The sequence below is a fragment of the Rhizobium sp. Root149 genome (assembly GCF_001427345.1).
GTDB classification, from domain to species: Bacteria; Pseudomonadota; Alphaproteobacteria; order Rhizobiales; family Rhizobiaceae; genus Neorhizobium; species Neorhizobium rhizoryzae.
In genome coordinates this window covers 19,557-37,813 of sequence record NZ_LMGD01000023.1, presented here as the reverse complement: position 1 = coordinate 37,813, position 18,257 = coordinate 19,557, and the positions used below count along the sequence as shown (strand labels likewise).

Annotated in this window: 13 protein-coding genes and 1 pseudogene; 5 read left to right on the top strand and 9 right to left on the bottom strand. The window is 57.2% G+C overall.

The genetic code is table 11. From position 1 onward, the window contains the following. Positions 1–53 precede the first annotated feature (53 nt). Positions 54–979, bottom strand: a pseudogene (locus ASD54_RS20070) (dihydrodipicolinate synthase family protein). Between the two features lie 183 nt (positions 980–1,162). On the opposite strand from ASD54_RS20070, the gene ASD54_RS20065 reads away from it, so the two are divergent. After that, a complete protein-coding gene (locus ASD54_RS20065) occupies positions 1,163–1,693 on the top strand; it encodes a MarR family transcriptional regulator (RefSeq protein WP_062556352.1) in 531 nt (176 codons plus the stop codon). Here ASD54_RS20065 and ASD54_RS20060 read toward each other — a convergent pair. From ASD54_RS20060 to ASD54_RS20025, 8 genes are all read right to left on the bottom strand, one after another. Next, positions 1,683–2,318, bottom strand: coding sequence for a DUF1109 domain-containing protein (locus tag ASD54_RS20060; protein WP_062556351.1), 636 nt, complete (start codon positions 2,316–2,318; stop codon positions 1,683–1,685). The two genes, ASD54_RS20065 and ASD54_RS20060, sit on opposite strands and share 11 nt — an antisense overlap. 1 nt (position 2,319) lies before the next feature. Continuing rightward, a complete protein-coding gene (locus ASD54_RS20055) occupies positions 2,320–2,871 on the bottom strand; it encodes a sigma-70 family RNA polymerase sigma factor (RefSeq protein ID WP_062556350.1) in 552 nt (183 codons plus the stop codon). A gap of 173 nt (positions 2,872–3,044) precedes the next feature. After that, a complete protein-coding gene (locus ASD54_RS20050) occupies positions 3,045–3,539 on the bottom strand; it encodes a DoxX family protein (protein ID WP_200958483.1) in 495 nt (164 codons plus the stop codon). Between the two features lies 1 nt (position 3,540). After that, positions 3,541–4,344: a DNA-binding domain-containing protein gene (locus ASD54_RS20045; RefSeq protein ID WP_062556348.1), complete on the bottom strand. Its 804-nt coding sequence runs from the start codon at positions 4,342–4,344 to the stop codon at positions 3,541–3,543. Further along, entirely contained in the window at positions 4,331–5,257 is a 927-nt protein-coding gene (locus ASD54_RS20040) for a DUF692 domain-containing protein (protein ID WP_062556347.1), read from the bottom strand. Before ASD54_RS20040 ends, ASD54_RS20045 begins: the two co-directional genes overlap by 14 nt. Positions 5,258–5,285: 28 nt before the next feature. Further along, positions 5,286–5,603, bottom strand: coding sequence for a DUF2282 domain-containing protein (locus ASD54_RS20035; protein ID WP_062556346.1), 318 nt, complete (start codon positions 5,601–5,603; stop codon positions 5,286–5,288). Between the two features lie 146 nt (positions 5,604–5,749). Then, complete coding sequence (locus tag ASD54_RS20030) at positions 5,750–6,343, bottom strand: LysE family translocator (RefSeq protein WP_062556345.1); 594 nt, start codon at positions 6,341–6,343, stop codon at positions 5,750–5,752. A 139-nt stretch (positions 6,344–6,482) separates the two neighbouring features. Then, on the bottom strand, positions 6,483–7,883 hold the full coding sequence (locus tag ASD54_RS20025; RefSeq protein WP_082547298.1) for a PLP-dependent aminotransferase family protein: 1,401 nt from the start codon (positions 7,881–7,883) through the stop codon (positions 6,483–6,485). A 257-nt stretch (positions 7,884–8,140) separates the two neighbouring features. Here ASD54_RS20025 and ASD54_RS20020 point away from each other — a divergent pair, with 257 nt between their 5' ends. The 4 genes from ASD54_RS20020 to ASD54_RS20005 are packed head-to-tail and all read left to right on the top strand — an operon-like array spanning position 8,141 to position 18,189. Continuing rightward, positions 8,141–9,607 (top strand): AMP-binding protein, encoded by a 1,467-nt coding sequence (locus tag ASD54_RS20020; protein ID WP_062556343.1) that lies wholly within the window; start codon positions 8,141–8,143, stop codon positions 9,605–9,607. A 47-nt stretch (positions 9,608–9,654) separates the two neighbouring features. Beyond that, entirely contained in the window at positions 9,655–10,725 is a 1,071-nt protein-coding gene (locus tag ASD54_RS20015; protein WP_082547296.1) for a TauD/TfdA family dioxygenase, read from the top strand. 1 nt (position 10,726) lies between these two features. Next, a complete protein-coding gene (locus ASD54_RS20010; RefSeq protein WP_062556341.1) occupies positions 10,727–11,755 on the top strand; it encodes a TauD/TfdA family dioxygenase in 1,029 nt (342 codons plus the stop codon). Beyond that, positions 11,755–18,189, top strand: coding sequence for an FkbM family methyltransferase (locus tag ASD54_RS20005; RefSeq protein ID WP_062556340.1), 6,435 nt, complete (start codon positions 11,755–11,757; stop codon positions 18,187–18,189). Before ASD54_RS20010 ends, ASD54_RS20005 begins: the two co-directional genes overlap by 1 nt. The last annotated feature ends 68 nt before the right edge of the window (positions 18,190–18,257 follow it).

The following is an 18,257-nucleotide window of genomic DNA, read 5'->3' as shown; positions in this document are numbered from 1 at the left end:
GTTTCCAGTTTCTGGCTTTGCGCGTGAGACTTTGGGATGAGGTTGAAGCAGCATCAAGCCAGCTCGGCAAGGCGTTTCTCCAGACGCAAAAGCAATCTGTCTACCTCTGCCACAGCCTTGGTGCCGAGCGCCGCACCCGGGCGGCGCTGAGCCTGACTGGAGATAACGCCACGTTTTTCAAGCACGTATTTTCGCACCGCAAGACCGAGCCCGGGCTGCTGCTCGAAGCGGGCTAGAGGAAGATAGGCATCAAAGATGTCCTGTGCCCGATCGAGATTGCCCGCGCCGGCCAGTTTACAGACATTGACCATCATCTCCGGGAAGGCAAAGCCCGTCATTGCGCCATCGGCACCACGCGCCATTTCTTCCGGCAAGAACACCCCGCCGTTGCCGCAGAGAATGGAGATACGACGGCGACCGGCAGCTTCCGCAGCACGAAGTTCACTGATCTTGTCGAGCCCGGGCCAATCTTCATGTTTCAGCATCACCATGCTTGGAAGCGCTTCGATGATCGCACCGATCGTTCGTGGCGAAATCTGGACGCCCGTCACGAGAGGAAAGTCCTGCAAAACGAAAGGCACATCCTCACCAATCGTGGCAACGACGTTGCGATAATATCCGATAATCTGGTCGTCCGTGCGCAGGGAACCCGGTGGCGCGACCATGACACCTGCCGCTCCAAGGTCCATGACGGCTTTCGTCAACTCCCCGATGGCCGCAAGTCCCGGTGCCGAGACGCCGACGATGACGGGTCGTCCGGCGGAGCGGGCAAGAACCTGTTTTGTGATCGCAATCGATTCCTGTTGTGTAAGCTTCGGTGCCTCCCCATGATGCCAAGAATGGTGAGGCCATCCGCGCCTTTGTCGAAATAGAAATCGACCATGCGATCGACGCTTGCGGTATCGATCGCTCCATCGTCCTTAAAGGGGGTGACGGCGATGATGTAAACGCCTTTGCTGTCGGCGGAAATGCGGCTCATACTCTGCCCTCTGCGGCCTTGATGCGGGAAAGTGGCTATTCGTGCGCTGCGCGATATTGGCGCGACGGCGCATTTCTGGCATGGCCGCACCCGGGAACGCAAGGCGCCCGCGCTGCCTATTGCCTCCGCCCAATCCCTGGTCTAATAATTTCATATGAAATTAATGTTCGCGATGGGAGCGAGATGACGACACAACGCATGCACGGAACGCCTACCGAACTCTCAGCAAACCCGGAGTTTCTGGATCTGGGCGAGCTTGGGCATTCGCTCGGATTTCTTCTTCAAATGGCGCACAAAGCTGCATCTGAGGAACAATCGGAACTCCTCAAGGACGACGATCTAGGCCTGAGTTTCAACGAGTTCATCGTCCTCAAGGCCATAGCCCTCAACCCGGGCATTTCGCAGGGCTTCCTTGCCGACTTGTACCGAATCACCTGGCCAAGCATGAGCAGACTGATTGCGTCGATGGAAAAGCGTGATCTCGTTCGGCGGGTTATCCCTCCGGAAGATCGCCGATGCGTTGGACTTTGCCTGACTGCTGAGGGAGAACGCGCAGTCGTCAAACTTTCGGTGGCCGTGAACGCAGCCAATGAACAGGTGTTCAGCCATCTCAATCCCGACGAGAGGCACGTGCTGGTAACACTCCTTCGACGCATCGTCGATCGCCACGCCGCCGGCGGATCTGACGCACTTCCCGCGGCAACTACCATCTAAGAATCCGTCCGCCGAGCAGCCAGCCACCAAAGGCCACCAAGGTTATTCCGATGAAGTACCACGTCGCCACAAACAGCGGGCTGTCGTCAGGGCAATGCAATGCATAAACGGACCCAGCAATTGCACCAGACGCAAACCCCGCGGCGGCACCGGCCAGTGACGGGCTCACAGGTGCTGCTTGCTTCAGCGCAGCGAACATAAGGGCCAGCGGGGCGAGCGACAGAAGCGGAAGGAACAGCAGGCAAAAGCCAGGATTTTGACCAATGAGCCTTGCTCCCCATTCTCCCGAAGCAACGCTTCTCAACTCCAGAACAATCCCCGAGACAAACAGGAGGACCGGCACAGCAAGAATTGCGAGAGCTGGTTTGAGGGATACTCCCGGCTTTCCTATGATCAAGGCGATCCGGGTACAGGTTGCAGCCAGGATGAACATCAGGCCGATCTTGAATGCAACGCGAGGGGTCTGGATCGCTTGCGCAAGATCGGGGCGCAGGCCGATGGTACCAATCAGCAGCAGCACGGATATCAGAAGCCCGCCGATGACAGCGACTGCGAACACGGGATTGAAGCGATGCCTGACACGCGCATCCTGTGTCATGAGCTTGATGAGGTCGTCTGTCTGCACGCTATTCACTCCTGTAGAGCATCGCCAGCCCTTTGAGTGCTCGATGCAGCGCGACCCGCACGGCGCCCTCTGACATTTTGAGGCGTTCCGCAGTTTCCCGAATGCCATCTCCGCTCACGGAGATGGAACGAACGATTTCGCGTTGTGGATCACGCAATCCAGCGAGCATTTTCTCCAGGTCGGCCGGTTCCAGCCCCGATCGACGATCTTCAGCCTGTAGCGTTTCCATCACGTCATCGATAGGAACACTGATATGTCTGCCGCGCTTGCGAAAGCTGTCGATCATCTTGTTCCGGACGATGGTCGATAGCCATGGCCCTATAGGGCGCGACGTGTCCCATGTAGCGCGCTTGAGATGAACGGCCAGCAAAACCTCTTGAACAACGTCCTCCGCCTCACCCGCCGATATGCCAAGCATATTGCAACGCTTGCGGGCCATGGAACGCAGATAAGGCGTCACAGCCCGCAGAAAGCGATCATAGGCCGCGGCATCGCCATCCACGGCCAGACGCAGCCAGTTTCCCCACTCCACCTCACGGGCCGACTGATTCATTCGCCCCTCAAACTCGGTATCCACCACCCCGTCGCACCAGACGATGCGCAGTTCGAGGTGCTGCGGAACGGCCTGATGGTTTCCTATTCAACTGTCAAGCAGAGAAGAGTTCAAGATAGACTTCGAAACACATCTTATACGCGGTCATGGTCCAGGGTGAGCCAGCTTTTTCTCTACGGCTTCACTGTCCGGCAGATGAGGTAATCAAGGGAGATGCGACCCGCTCCCAACCGCATGATGCAAAGCGCCATGGCCGCCCAGGTCAAGTGAATTGGCCATCCTTCAGGAACCGTGATCTGTATGACAAGCGTCATGGCCAGCAGAGCGAGTGATGCAAAACGTGTCGCCAGACCGACCACGAGAAGCGCCGAGAAGACGACCTCACCGCATCCGGACAGAAACGCCATCACCATAGGCATTGGATAGGGATAGGGTCCTCCCGGCAGATGCAGCATGAATTCCTGACTGAAGAGGTCGATCGCCGTATCACTGAGTTGAAGAAAGCCATCCCACTTCAGAACCCCGGACTTCCAAAACGGAATTGCGAGACCAAGTCGAACAATCAACGAGACTACGTCCGGCTGAGCCAGTAATTGAATGCGTGAAAGTGCGATCGCAGTTGCCTTTCCCAGGCTGTCGACAGCCGAGCGGTTTCCGGTCCGTGTCATATCAGTCATCGATATGGTCCATTTCGAGGGAGGAAAATACGTTTGCCTCAAGCATGACGGCGATAAGCCGCGCCAGATCAAGGTCGGGGTTCAGGCCAAGCCCCACCTGCGCTGCATCCTGCAGATGCGCACCGTTTGACAAGGCAAGCAGGAATTCGGCGGCACCAGCATCCAGTAGCCTGACCTGGACCTGGTTGCCGCTGCGCGTAATCAGGGCGTCTTCAGGCCTGTCGTTAACCGGCAAGACTTCGCCGTCAGCCCGGTTTTGAGAGAAAATAGATACGGCAGGATAGAGAGAGCGCACGATCCTTGTAGCCGGATGCATGGTGAAGCGGATCAGGCCAACCCGTTCTTGCGGGATAGCAGCCAATCGGGCAGGATCGAGCCCATCTGCATCGGCCGCATGGTAGGCATCCAGCCAGGCCCGCTCGATACGTGCAACATCCGGCAGCCATGGCATGGTCTGAGCATACTCGTAGGCTTCAATGAACTCGGCAAAATCTCGGCCATATTCGAAAAGGAGCGGCGACGAGGGCGGTTTGGCGCGAATGTAGAAGCGTGCCATGGCGCGAAAGAACTCAGGACCGGTGATGCGCTGGACGGCAGGGAAGATGGAAGCGACCGCGTTGATCAAACCGACCGTGACGTTGTTGCGATAGATATTGTAGCGGTCCGCGAGCACTGTACCCTGCGGGGAGCGCAGGTCTTTGGGGACAGGGGAATCTGGCGCAAGAAGGCCTGACGAAAACAGGAATGCCTGCTCCCGAGCCGACTGCGAGAGCTGAACGGTGTTATTCTGCGGCATCACGCACCTGCCCTGTCGCACCATGACGATCCAGAATTTCCTGAGCGGCAAGCGCTTCGGCGCGCAAAACAGGCCAGTCGGGGATTTCACTATCCCATTCGATCAATGTCGGAACAGGGCCGCAGCGAGTGATGATTGTCTCGTAAAGTTGCCAGACTGCATCGGCGACGGGCCCGTCGTGGCTGTCGATCAGAACCCTTTGGCCTTCACTGTCCACCTGCTCCGCGTGGCCGGCCAGATGCACCTCACCGACCGCAGCGAGCGGAAAGGTTTCCAGATAGGTAATGGGTGGAAAACGATGATTGGCCGCAGATACAAAGACATTGTTGACGTCGAGCAGGAGCCCGCAGCCGGTGCGTCTGACGACTTCAGCGAGGAAATCGGTTTCACTGATCGTCGAATGATCGAACGCGACATAGGTTGATGGGTTTTCCAGAAAGATCCGTCGTCCTATCGTTGACTGCATGCGGTCGACATGCTCACAGACATGCAGAAGTGTTGTCAGGTTGTAGGGCAGTGGCAGCAGGTCGTTGAAGAAGACATTCTCATGGGTCGACCAGGCAAGGTGCTCGGAAACCATCGCAGGTTCGTAACGCTCGACAAGTATTCTGAAGCGCTCAAGATGCTGCGGGTCCAAAGGTGATGGCCCGCCCAATGACATGCAGACCCCGTGAATGGATACGGGATAGTCTCGCCGGATTGATTCCAGTGCCGCATGCGCGGGACCGCCAGCACCCATGTAGTTTTCAGCATGGACCTCGAAGAAGCCCTGTTGTGGTGGATCCTCGAGGATGGCTGCAAAATGCTCCGGCTTGAAACTGGTACCGGCCTGACCGGCCACACGATGAGGGGTAAAGCGGAGAGTTTCAGCCTTGCCTGCAGGCTGCTGCCGTATCAAATGCGTTCTGGCCATTCGACCCTCCGCTTCCACCAGCTTGAACTCAGGTATCGCGTGTCAAGGGCGTCAGCGAGCCCTTGCGGTCACCGGGCAACTGAAGCGAAATGCAGGTGCCACCTTGAACGAACTTCCATGCATTGCCCTGGAAGTCTTTGGTCGAACTGCCTTGGCAGGTAGTGCCTGGACCCGCGGCGCAATCGTTCTGACCCTTGAGCGAAACGCCAAAGCACTTTTCTTTCTTGGCCGCCACAGCAGCGTCGGCTTCAGCTTTGGTAAGGGGACCGGCGATTGCGAGCGTCGATAGTGCAGAGGTGATTGCACCGGCGAGCAGCACAGTGCTAATTGAGGCTTTCGACATCATATGTTCTCCGTTGCTGGTGGTGCCGCATTGGGCGACACACAGGCAATTCGGGAACGGGAGGCCATTCGTTACAAGCCTGATGATAACGAACGCGTGATCGCCAGACTTATCTGCGACGCAGTGTGGCAGGGCCCGACACGATCCAGTCAGCTAATGATCGACTGAAGGGAGGCAACGAGCAAAAGCGCCATGACGATGTTGAAGGCGCGCATACGCTTGTGAGAAGAGAGCCATCCTCGCAGGATCGTTCCAAATGCCGCCCAACTCCCAACACTTGGAGCATTGACGAGCGCAAATGCAAGCGCGAGTACGGCGACGCTCCATAAAGAGGCGCTTTCAGGCAAATAGGTCGTCAACGCACCCATCGCCATGATCCAGCATTTCGGATTCACCCATTGGAACAACGCAGCTTCTGCAAACGTCAGAGGTGGACGGGCCTCCTGCGCTTCATTGTCCATCGGGCCGGAGGTGGCAAGTTTCCAAGCCAGCCATAGCAGATAAAGGCAACCAATCCAGCGCAGGACGGTTTGCGCCTGCGGCACGGCAAGAAAGATTTCCCCAAGGCCCGCCCCGATGACCAACACCATCAATGCAAAACCGAGAGAAACGCCCAGGATGTGCGGAATGGATCGTACGAGGCCGTAGTTCACGCCTGAAGCGAGCAACATCGTGTTGTTTGGTCCAGGAGTTATTGATGTAACAAAAGCATAGATCGCAAATGCGATAAATTGGTCCGTCATCGCGGTGTCTCGCTCTTGAAGAAAATTACTTCTAACTTGTTCTGGTTAGCGATCGAGACACTTGCCGTAAATCACAATCATGTATCGATACACTTCAGGATGTGTGCCTGTCTGCGTTATCGATCAAATGCGTTTCAGCTCAGACGCCGATGAAATTCTCCGAGGTCACAACCAGAGGCTGGCTGGAGATCTTCGCCAGGAGCGCCAATGCTGCGTCCAGTTCCGACCTTTTGGGCGCACCAAGGCATAGCCTCACTCCCGTCTTCGGTTGTTGGCAATCCACCATGAAAATAGATGGCGGACTGACAAGAATACCGGAAGCCGCAGCGCGGTTTGCCACTTGTTCCGCAGCCAGAGACGACATTGGCAACCATGCATGTAAACTGCCACCATCGCGGGGAAGACAGGCATCCGGCAAATGGTGACGGGCAAGACGAACGCGTTGTTCGGCCTCCTCTCGAACGGTGGCACGTACCGAGGCGATCACCCCTTCGCGTAACCAGAAATTCAAGAGCATGCAAAAAATTGGTGACGCCATCGACGTTGTCGCCTGAAGGCCTGAACGAGTGCGGTCGGCGAACGCCAGCGGCGCAACGATGATGCCGATACGCAAACCCGGAGAAACCATCTTTGAAAAGCCATTGATGTAGAAAACGCGTTCCGGCGCAAACGTTACCAGCGGCTTGCAGTCAGATGGCGTGAAAAGCGAATAAACATCGTCTTCAACGATCAGCACATCATGTGCTCGGCACACATCCACGATCTCCTGGCGTCGTGTCATCCCCATCGTCGCAGTGGTTGGATTGTGCAGGGTCGGAGTTACGTAGATCACCCGATGGGAGGTCCGGTCACTCGCAGCGAGCGCTGAATCGAGATGTGCCGGAATCAGACCCTGTTCATCGATCGGCAAACCGACCAGCTTGCATCCGAGGTATTTTGCCGCTTGGATGGCTCCCGGATAGGTTACCTCCTCGGTAAACAGCGTTCCCCCAGGGCCGCACGCGGCGTAGAATGCGACTGATAATGCATGTTGTGCTCCGTTTGTGATGAGGATCCGCTCGATCGCTGTATCGATACCCACCTGATGCAGCCAACCGGCGATCATTCGCCGATCATCTGAATTACCTGCCGCAGGCCGATAATGACCGAAATCTTCTGCCGTGACATCTCGAGCGAGCGCCTGGAAACTTGCAACAAGGATCTGCTGACCGAGCAACTGTGGCGGGACATTGACAGACAGATCCGTATATCCGCGTTCACGAACCGCCTGGACGGATACGAACATTCCCCGTCCATGCTCGCTCCGCACCAAACCTCTGCGTTCCAGATCCAGATAGGCGCGAGAGACCGAACCGACGCCGACGCCAAGCCGGTACGCCAAATCTCTGTGTGCAGGCAATCGAGCACCTGCGGGTACCAGGCCTTCGGCAATATCCTCCGCCAAAGCAGTTGCGATACGGTCATGTATCTTTCCTCCGCCCGCCGGCAGACGAGGAATCCATGGAGATACGAGGCGAATGGTATCCTCCCTAAGTGTCACGCAACATGAATCTGCTTTTCAAGACGTCTCCATGGGATTACAGCTACGCGAAATCAACTATAAATTTTAACTAAATAAAATTTGCACCTTTATTTCGAAACTAACCCTCTATTTTTTTTGAGAATGTAATTTTCAAGTAAAAATAAATATAATCACAGTTTTTTGGCGATATCGATATGAAATATAATATAAATCGTATCTCTGATGAATTACATTTCCTTCATCAGCGGATTCTCACTCATTTCATGAGTGCGGAGATGCGATCCGTTACCGCCATCAAAGCTGCCGGACTGGTCGTCAGCTATGGCGATCTTGCGGATAACGCAATGAAAATCGCTGGCGGCCTTCAGCGCCTGGGGATAACCGACGGTGACGGGGTCGGACTGCTGACCTCCAGAAGTCCGGATGCAATCGCTGCGATGCTTGGTATCCTCGCCTGCGGTGCCCACTGGTTGCCACTGGACCCACGCAACCCGATGGAGCGCAACATCAGATGCCTCAATGAGGCCGGCTGTCGTATGCTTTTGGTCGACGAAGTCTCGCAATCCGGCCACGCCACGGAAATCGAAACACACCTCCTATCCAAACTGAAGACATCGCGTGCGATCGACCAATGGGCGACGTCCAAACCTGAAGCGCTGGCATACACAATCTTTACGTCGGGTTCTTCCGGTATGCCCAAAGGTGTAGCGATCAGCCATGGAGCGGCTGCAAACCTCATGGATTGGGCTCTCGATACGTTTGGCCGGCCGGGTCTGACACGAACACTGTGCTCAACCCCTTTCTCCTTCGATGTCTCGGTCTTCGAAATCTTTGCGACTCTCTCAGCAGGTGGATGTCTTGAACTTGTTCCGTCCATTCTCTCTCTTGCGGATCTTCCCGACAGAAATCAGCTGACACTTATCACAGGCGTTCCTTCCGCCATGGCAGCACTCATGCGGTTTGGCGTCGACATGACAGGGATCAAGGAGATCCTGCTGGCTGGAGAAGCGACGCCACCGGGTCTTGTCCAGAAACTATTTGCAGCAGGAGCCAAACGTGTCTGGAATCTCTACGGACCGACCGAAGATACAATCTATTCGACTGCTCAACCGCTTACGCCTGTCACATTCGCGGCCGTCACTCGGCATGGCGACGTGCCGATTGGTGTGGCCCTGCCGGGACATGTGGCGCTGGTCCTCGATCCGGACGCTAACGAAGTGGCAGCGCACGTCGTCGGGGAGCTATGTCTCATGGGGGTCGGGCTTGCGGACGCGCCGCACCCGGTGCCGGGCGCACTGTCCGAGGCCTATCGCGCCGACAGGTTCGAGGTCCGTCATGGGAAGAGGCTCTACCGCACAGGTGACAGAGCCTGGAAAGATGGCAGCGGCAACTTGCATTTCGCTGGCCGGCTGGATGATCAGATCAAGTGGCGAGGTTTCAGGATCGAGCCGCAGGAGATCACACATGCCATCTGTCAAGTGCCCGGCGTTCTTCGCGCAGAAGTTCGGCTCTGCCCCTGTACGGCCGGACAAATAGACCGGGCCGAACTCGTCGCCTGGGTCATGGCATCAACCGAGGGGGACCACTCGGGTCTTGATGCGGAAATCCGCAAAGCCCTGACGAATGAGCTGCCGGAATGGATGCGCCCTACGACACTCCGGTTTGTCGATACGTTGCCCCTTGGACGACACGACAAGCTGGACCGACGTGCACTCCTCCATCAGCAAGTGGCCATCGGCTGAAACCGGCAAACAATCTTCGCAAACCAATTTCATGAGGAGCCGTCGCAGTGACGCCATCGAACAAGCCATCCTTCGCCGCTCAATACCCTCAAAAATTGAATCATGGTCCGAATGCTCTTCCCAAGAGCGTTCCCCTCGAGAACATTGAACCCTACGTCACGTTGAGGTCGTCGCCTGGCAAAAGTAATCCGGTAGACTTTGTCTCCGCCACGCGCGACACGATAGCCACCGCCTTGACCGCGGTTGGCGCCGTCTTGCTCCGCGGCTTCCAGGTTGGTGATGCGCAACGATTTTTCCAGACAGTGGAGGCGCTGGACCCCGAAATCCTGAGCTACTCGGAGCGGTCATCTCCACGACATGCCGTGGCAGACCGGGTCTACACCTCAACAGATCATCCTGCCGATCAGGAGATCGTGATGCACTCGGAGCAATCTTACACTCTCAACTTTCCACGTTTCATCTGCTTCTGGTGCAAGGTGCCTGCCGCGACCATGGGCGCCACCCCTATTGCAAGCAACAGGACTATCCTCGAAGGTCTGCCTTCAGAACTCGTGGAAAAATTCCGCCGCAAGGGCGTCCTCTACCGACGTACCTACACTCCGGGTCTTGGCGTATCGTGGCAAACTGCCTTTCAGACCGATAATCGCGGTGACGTCGAACAGTTTTGCCGAGAGCGCGACATCGAGTTCGAATGGGACCGTGAGGATAGACTGAAGACGAGGCAGTATCGCTCTGCGTTTCAGATACATCCTGTTACCCGGGAGCTCGTCTGGTTCAACCATGCCTTGTTCTTTCACCACACAAGTCTCGATCCAGAGATTGCGTCGGCGCTGATCGACGCTGTCGGGCTCGACAATGTTCCCACAGACACGGCGTTCGGCGACGGCGAGGCCTTTTCAAGCTCGGAAATAGAGGCCATGCGCCGCGCCGTCGCGGCAGCGAAGCGTCGGTTCCCCTGGGAGGTCGATGACGTGCTGCTGCTGGACAACATGCTGATGCAGCACGGCCGCGAGGCGTTCACGGGTGAACGCAAGATCCTCACTTTGATGGCCCGTCCTTACACTTCGCTGCGTGAACCACTGAGATCCCCACTCCAATTCTCTCGTCAGGAGCACTGAAATGGCTGCACATTTTTCAGCCCCCGTCCTGAAGCCGCGCCTCTATGAAAGGGGCATGAGCGATGGCCTGAAACCGGAGGGATACGTCGACCCTGACCGCGAATTCGTGGCAATTCTTAATGCTCCATCCGGCCCTGTCGAACTCGGCCCATGGGTTTCGGAGCACCGGGCCGCTCTCGAAACACTGATGGCGAAAGCAGGCGGCATACTGCTTCGGGGCTTTTCTTTGAATACTCCTCATGCCTTTGGCGAGGGGGTGAGAGCTTTTGGCCGCGATCGATTGCCCTATCTCGAGCGCGCTGCCGTCCGCTCTGAAGTGGCCCCCGGAGTATTCACATCCACGGAATTCTCCTCCGATCATTTCATCGATCTGCATCATGAAATGTCGTTTGCCAGAGACTTGCCGGAGCGCATCTTCTTTTTTGCCGAAACACTTGCAGAAACCGGCGGCGCCACACCGCTTGCCGACGAGCGGGCGGCGACTGCCAAATTCGATGCCGCGATCCTGAAAGTCTTTGAGGAACGAGGCGTCATCTATGAACGCAATTTTCGTCCGGAGATCGACATGGACTGGCGTTCCGCCTTTCAGACGCAGGATCGAGCAGACGTCGCCGCCTATTGCGAAGCCAACGGCACGCAATTCGAATGGCTTGGCCCCGAACATCTTAGGACACGACAACGCCAGAAAGCATTCGCAAGGGTGCCTGCGACGGGCGATAAACTGTTCTGCAACCACGCGCATCTTTTTCATACTGCGACCCTCCCGCCTGGCGTCCTCGCATCACTCATCGAAGAGTTCGGCACAGAGAACTTTCCTCGCCGCGTCTTCTTCGGTGACGGGTCACCCATACCCGATGCGATGATCCACGACATCCGGGCAGTTTACGCTGAGGAAACGCGAACCTTCGACTGGCAGCGACATGATGTGCTGGCGCTGGACAATCTGATCTGCCTCCACGGTCGCGCTCCATTCACCGGCAAGCGTACGACCCTTGTCTCCATGACGACACTGGTCTCGAGGGGTGTGTGATGAATTCCCAGATCGACACTGCCGAGACATCCGCACTGATCGAAGGCTATCCACTTTCACCCTTGCAGCAAGCCATCGCCGGCACAGGCCGCAGCGTTCTTCGGCAAGTCTCATCAGTTCAGCTCCGCTGGCCGCAGCCCGTAGACAAGAATGAAGTCATTGCGTTCCTCACGAAAAGGATCGCCTCTCAGGCAATGCTGACCACCCGTATCGTCACATTCGGTCAACCGCCTGTTTCTCTTCAGGTTCCGGGCGAAGGCCGTGTGGCCTGGATTTGCAAGACATCAGCAGATGCGTTCGAGCGACAGCTGATCCAGCCGTTTGACCGCGAGGCGACCGAAACACTTCGGATCCTGATGGAGGGAGATGACGAAAAGATCCACCGCCTCGCCCTGCTTGCCCCGACGGATGTGACAGACCCGGATGGACTTCTTCTGCTTCTTTCCAAGGAGGAGGCAATCCCGACACTGACCTACCAGCACTTTTCGGAGTGGGCTCTCCAGGCGAAGAACGAGAATACGCCGAAGAAAGTTGCTCCCCTCACGGATCTGGACCTGGGAGTGTCTCTGGAAAAGGGTATCTTGCAGCAGTCGAGCTCCATGGTGAGCCATTCAGGCCGCCTCGGATCAGCGGAAGCGTGTCTTGCCGGTCTTGCGGTGCTCGGACCCTATTTCGCCCAAGATCAGAGCGAAAGCATAACGGTTTCACTCAGTACTGATGGTCGCCTCTTCAGTGAATTTTCAGGCATGGCCGGGCCGTTTCGGCTTGGCACGCCGCTGACTGTTTCTCGGGTCATCCCGCAACTTCAGGAATCATCCAAGGCGCTTGAAAATCAGCTGGATCAAAACGCGCTTGCCATTGCGACCGGTGCCGCATCTGCCCCTGTCGATCCGCCCCTCATCATATCCATCGTGACAATCCCGGATCTTCACCCCCTGTTTTCCGCGGCCACTCTCTCCTTCCGGGAATGTCCGGCAGCGCCACTCGTTCTGTCACTACGCCTGTCCGACGGGCGGACTGATATCGAACTGTCGAGCTGCGTTTCCAGCCTTTCTCCGGCTGTACTTGCGGACCTGGCAAAACGGACGGCGGATGCGATCACACGCGGCGCCAGCAACAAGGGATGCAGCGGGTCGCAGCTTGCCGGTTTGGCACCTCCAGCCTTGGCGCCCATTTCGCCCATAAAGGGCACGATCTGGAAACGTTTCGAAGATCTTGCGCTCGACGATCCCACCAGAACGGCACTCATAGCGGATCGTAGCTATAGTTTCGGCGAAGTGCGTGATGCTGCCGAACGTCTGGCAAGCACACTTCAGAAGAAGTTCGGTCCCAAAGGACGCATACTCCTTTTTGCAGATCGATCCTTCGGCGCCGTGGTCTCGCTGCTTGGAACGCTGAGAGCTGGATTAACTCCAGTGCCGGTTCTAAGGGAATATCCAGACGAGCGGATTCGTCACATCGCGGCAAAGTCAGATGCACTTGGTGCCGTTGCGGAAGCGGGAGAGTTCGAGCGCGCAAGCCGGATCATGCCGGGCAAGGTCTTGCCTGCGATTGGGCACGAGCCCCAACCCATGGCCGATTTTGCCGGATCGGGTGAAGATGAAGCCTACATCCTCTTTACGTCCGGCTCTACCGGTGAACCAAAAGGTGTGGCTGTACGACAGTCGAGCGTCCTCAACCTCGTCGATGCCCTCAAGGACAGGATTTATGGCAGGACCGGACCTGGTCTGCGGCTTTCCATCAACGCACCGCTCGCGTTCGATTCCTCGATGAAGCAGGTCTTCCAGATCATCCTGGGCCATACCCTCGTGCCGGTGCCGGCCGAAATCCGTGCCGACCCGGAGGCGATGATCGAGTTTGCTGCTGATATGCAACTCGATGCGCTCGACGTGACACCGACCATCCTCAGGGCGATGATTTCAGTCGGCTTCGGATCGAATCCGGAGAGGATGCCTAAGCGCCTTCTGGTGGGTGGCGAAGCCTTCGACGCGGCTCTTTGGCGCGAAGCACGCAATTGGAGGAATACCGATACCTGGAACGTTTATGGTCCGACCGAGGCGACGGTCAATACGCTCGTCGCTCGCGTCAAGGACCATGAAGCCCCGACCCTTGGCTACCCCCTCGCAGGGATCTCGGTTGCGGTGGTCGATGCTTCTGGCAATGAGTTGCCGCAGGGAGCTGCGGGTGAACTCATGATCGCCGGTAGAGGTGTGGCGCTTGGCTATATCGGCGCTTCAGAAAAGGACAATCTGCGCTTCAGTTCGCTGCCAAACGGAGTCAGGACGTATCGTACCGGCGATTATGCTCGTCAGCTAGCCGATGGCACGATTGCCTTCATCGGACGCCGCGACGATCAGGTCAAGGTGGGTGGACAAAGACTGGAATTGGGCGAGATCCAAGCCTGTCTGTCGCGCCAGCCAGGTGTTGCAGAGGCTGTTGTCCTCATCGAAAAAAGTCAGGAAGGCAATCCGCGGATCGTGGCAGCTGTCGTACCGCGCGAAGAAAACAAGCTGCCGGATCTTCCCGATGCGGTCTACGTCGATCTGCCGACCGGGCACAGGATAGCAAGTCTTAATGCGTCGGAAACGCGCTATCAGTTTCGCGAGATCTTTGAAGACCAGATCTACACCGATCCTCGTATCATTTATCCGGAAGACGCAGTCGTCTTCGACGTGGGAGCGAATCTCGGCCTGTTTTCGCTGTTCGTCGCTTCCCACATACCACGGGCAAAAATATATTCATTTGAACCGCTTGCGCCAATCCGCGAAAAGCTGGCCAACAATATTGCAAGATATGCGCGCAACGTCACGATCTTGCCCTACGGCCTATCGGACAGGGAGCGCGAGGTCGGCTTTACCTACTATCCTGGCTACGCGATGATGTCCGGCCAGCGCGACTATGCCGATGCCGGGGCCGAAAAGGCCGTCATCACAACCTATCTTGGTAACGCTGCCAACGAAGGTGATGGCGAAGCCCGCTTGCTGGCTGACCACATTGAAGAGGTTCTCGAAGGCCGTTTCGACGCTCAGATCCACGAGTGCCGGTTGCGACGCCTGTCGGACGTCTTCGATGAAAACGGGCTGGACAGGATCGATGTCCTGAAGATCGATGTGCAACGGGCAGAGCTGGATGTCCTGCGCGGTATAGATGAGCGTCATCTTCGCAGAATTCGCGCCATTTCCATGGAACTGCACGACGATCCCTCCGGCGTGACCGCCGGTCGTGGCTCCGTCATTTCGAATATGCTGGAACAGGCCGGGTTTCAGGTCGATCTGCGTCAAGACCCGTTACTCCAAAGCACCGACCGCTGGAACCTCGTGGCCTGGCGGACCGATCTGGCGGAGCCTCGGCAACACATCACGATACCGTCTACTGTTCATCGCCTTTTCGGCGGCGTTACCAGCCGCAGTCTCCTGACAGCACTGCAAGCCGAACTCCCGCCCTACATGGTTCCGCGCGCGCTGCGCGTCGTGTCGCAAATACCACGCACGCCTCAAGGCAAGCTTGACAAGGCGGCGATCCTTTCCTCGCTGGAAGAAGAGACCGAGATGGATACAGTGTCCGTAAATAGCCTGCCACCCGTCGGTGACAGTTCTTCTAACCCACCGGCGATCCAGCCGGAAATCGTCACTCGGGAACAACCGAAAACGGAAGCCCTGCTCTCTATCTGGCGGGAGGTGCTCCGCAGACCTCAACTGACCGAGCGAGACGATTTTTTCGTCAATGGCGGCGATTCCATCCGCGCTATTCTCATGCAGTCGAAGGCACGGGCAGCTGGCATCAGCATCACTCTCCGAGACCTCCATGCCCGTCCGACTGTCACAGGTCTGCTGGCTACAACCGGTGCATCCGACTCGCAACCTCAACCAACGGTCAAGATTGCCGAGCCAAGCCCAGTTTCCGGGTCCCCTGCCGCTAATGAAGCAACGCATGCACTGCTGGCGATTTGGCGAGATGTTCTCCGTAGGCCTCAGTTGACGGAAGAGGACGATTTTTTCGTCAACGGTGGAGATTCCATCCGCGCAATCCTCATGCAGTCAAAGGCACGGGCAGTCGGCATCAACATCACTCTTCGCGACCTTCATGCCCGTCCAACGGTCGTCGGTCTCCTGGGAGGTTTGCGGCCGGCCCCCCATCCGTCCACAGAGATGGTTACTGCCTTGCCCTCTCCTGCAGCCGCCTCAGTCGCGCCGCCGGCCCCGGCGCTTGCGGTTGAACGACGGTGGCCAGCGACAGGCATGCAAAGGTTAAAGCTTTCGGCCACAGCGGCGAGACAGGATGCCCAAATCTACCATAACGCCACGATTACACCTGTACATCTGCCGTTTAGCGCCACGGCGTTTTCCGATGCCCTGGCAGCCATCCGAAAGGTCCACCCCATCTTGACGGCGCATGTCGCGCTGTCCGGTGATAGCGTCGATTTCGTCTTCAATCCGCGGCGCGCAAACGGAGATTATTCCTATCTCGATATTTCCGCTGCCGCGATAGCCGAGCAGGAACAGATCATAAAGGCAGAAGTCCTTGAGGAGCGCGAAAAGTCTTTCCCCTTGTCTGAGGGAAATCTGGTTCGCTTCAAGGTGATCAAGCGTAACAAGGATCGTTTCGATCTTCTTGTGGCAGAGCATCATGCTGCCCTTGATGGCTACAGTCTCAATGCCATCATCCGCGAACTGGTCGAACGGTTCCGCGGGTCAAAGGTTGAAACCACGGATGATCTCGCAGTGTTCGCCGCCGTAGAGGCCGAGCAAAATGCCACGGATCGATCGCAGGCGAGCAGAACCTTCTTCGGAGAAAGGCTCGAAGGCCTTCCTTTCCGGCCATTGGCGCCACCGCGTGCCCTCGCCGACAGCGCTGATATGCGACAGGTGGATGTCCTTCAATCGCAGGAAGTCTTTCGGCGCCTGAACCAGATCGAGAATATGGGCGATGTGTCCACCAAGGGCCTCTTCTTTGCGATGAACATCGAGGCTCTTACCCGCGCGCTTGGTGAGCGCCCGAGCCGCATCGGTGTCGTGTTTTCGCTGCGCCCGGAGGTCGAGGGATCCCTACTTGCGATTGGCAACTTCCTGAATGTACTGCCGGTACCGACGGGTCCGCGCACGGACCTCGTGGAGGCAGCAAGACAATTCGATCGGTTTGACCGTTCCGCCTTCCAGCATAGGGCAGCCTCATTCGAGCGCCTCGCAGAGTGGTTTGGTTCGGCAGCACATTTTGACACGGTCTTCAACTTCATCCAGTTTGCGGAACCGGACAGCAAGCGCGGGGATGTGCACGAAACGGAGCAACGGTTCTTTGCAGTAGACGCTATGGTTCCGCTCTCTGTCGATTGGGATCTATCCGGCGACAGCCTCGTACTCGGCTTCCAATACGATGCCAAACGTCTGGACGCTGCAACGGTGGAGCGACTGGCGTCCTCATTCAGGTCAGTTGTGGCCGAATGGCTGGGGCCGACCGCATCGAATGTCAGCGGAAACAGAACTCAGTCCATATCGCAGCTGCACGCGGTGCTGCGCGAGGCAATAGGCGAGCTACCCTCGCCGTCCGCTCGCCTGTCCGATCATGCCTTGGGATCGCTTGAAAAAGTTCAACTGGCGCGGAAGCTGATTGATCGGACGGGTATTGCCTTCCCATTGTGCGAGTTCCTGCCTTTGCAGACGCTTGGCGAACTGGAGCAATTCGTCGAGCAAAAAGCTGGAAATTCGACGATTAACTTGAGCTTCATCGAATTGACGGCACCCCGGCACGATCCACCCCGCTTGCGCATCGTCGGTTTCCAACCGGTCGGTGTCGCCGGATCCATCTTCGACCCTTGGTGCGACCTGGTCGGCGATGATGTCAGCATCCATGCTCTTCGTTGGCCAGAGTTTGAGGGCAATCCGGCAAGTCTCGGGTTCGAGCGGTTTATGGCTTCCCTCACGGAGGCGGTCGGGATGCTCGGCAACGAGCCAATGATCTTCGTTGGAGGTTGCTTCGGTGCAATCCTTGCCTACGAAGTGGCCTGCCGTCTGAAAGTCGGTCCACACGCGATGGTTTTCATCGGATCTGGTGCTCCGGCGCAGGATGCGCGGGCTCCTCTCTACCATGAAATGACGGATGTCGAACTGAAGGCTGAGTTGGTCCGCCTGAAGTCCATGCCTCAGAGCTTTCTGGAGAATGAGGAGATCCTGGTTCCCGTATTCAAGGCTCTGCGTGGCATGGCCGCCATAGCGACGACGTGGAGCCCTCGCCTTGATGTTCTGGCTGAGTGCCCAATTACCGCCGTCTGGCCTCAGCAGGATGCAGGCGTTTCAAAGCGTGCGATGCTGGACTGGGCTAACCTGACCTCGTCAGGTTTCAAACTGACGGAGATACCGGGAGAGCATGCGGTCCTGGTGGATGATCCACTTGGCGTCTGGAAAGTGGCGGAATTACAGAACCTCATCAGAACGCATTGATCGACATGCCCGATAAAGAAGCACGATCGGCGACGTCATCAGGCGCGCCGATCCGACCTCCGCAAGAT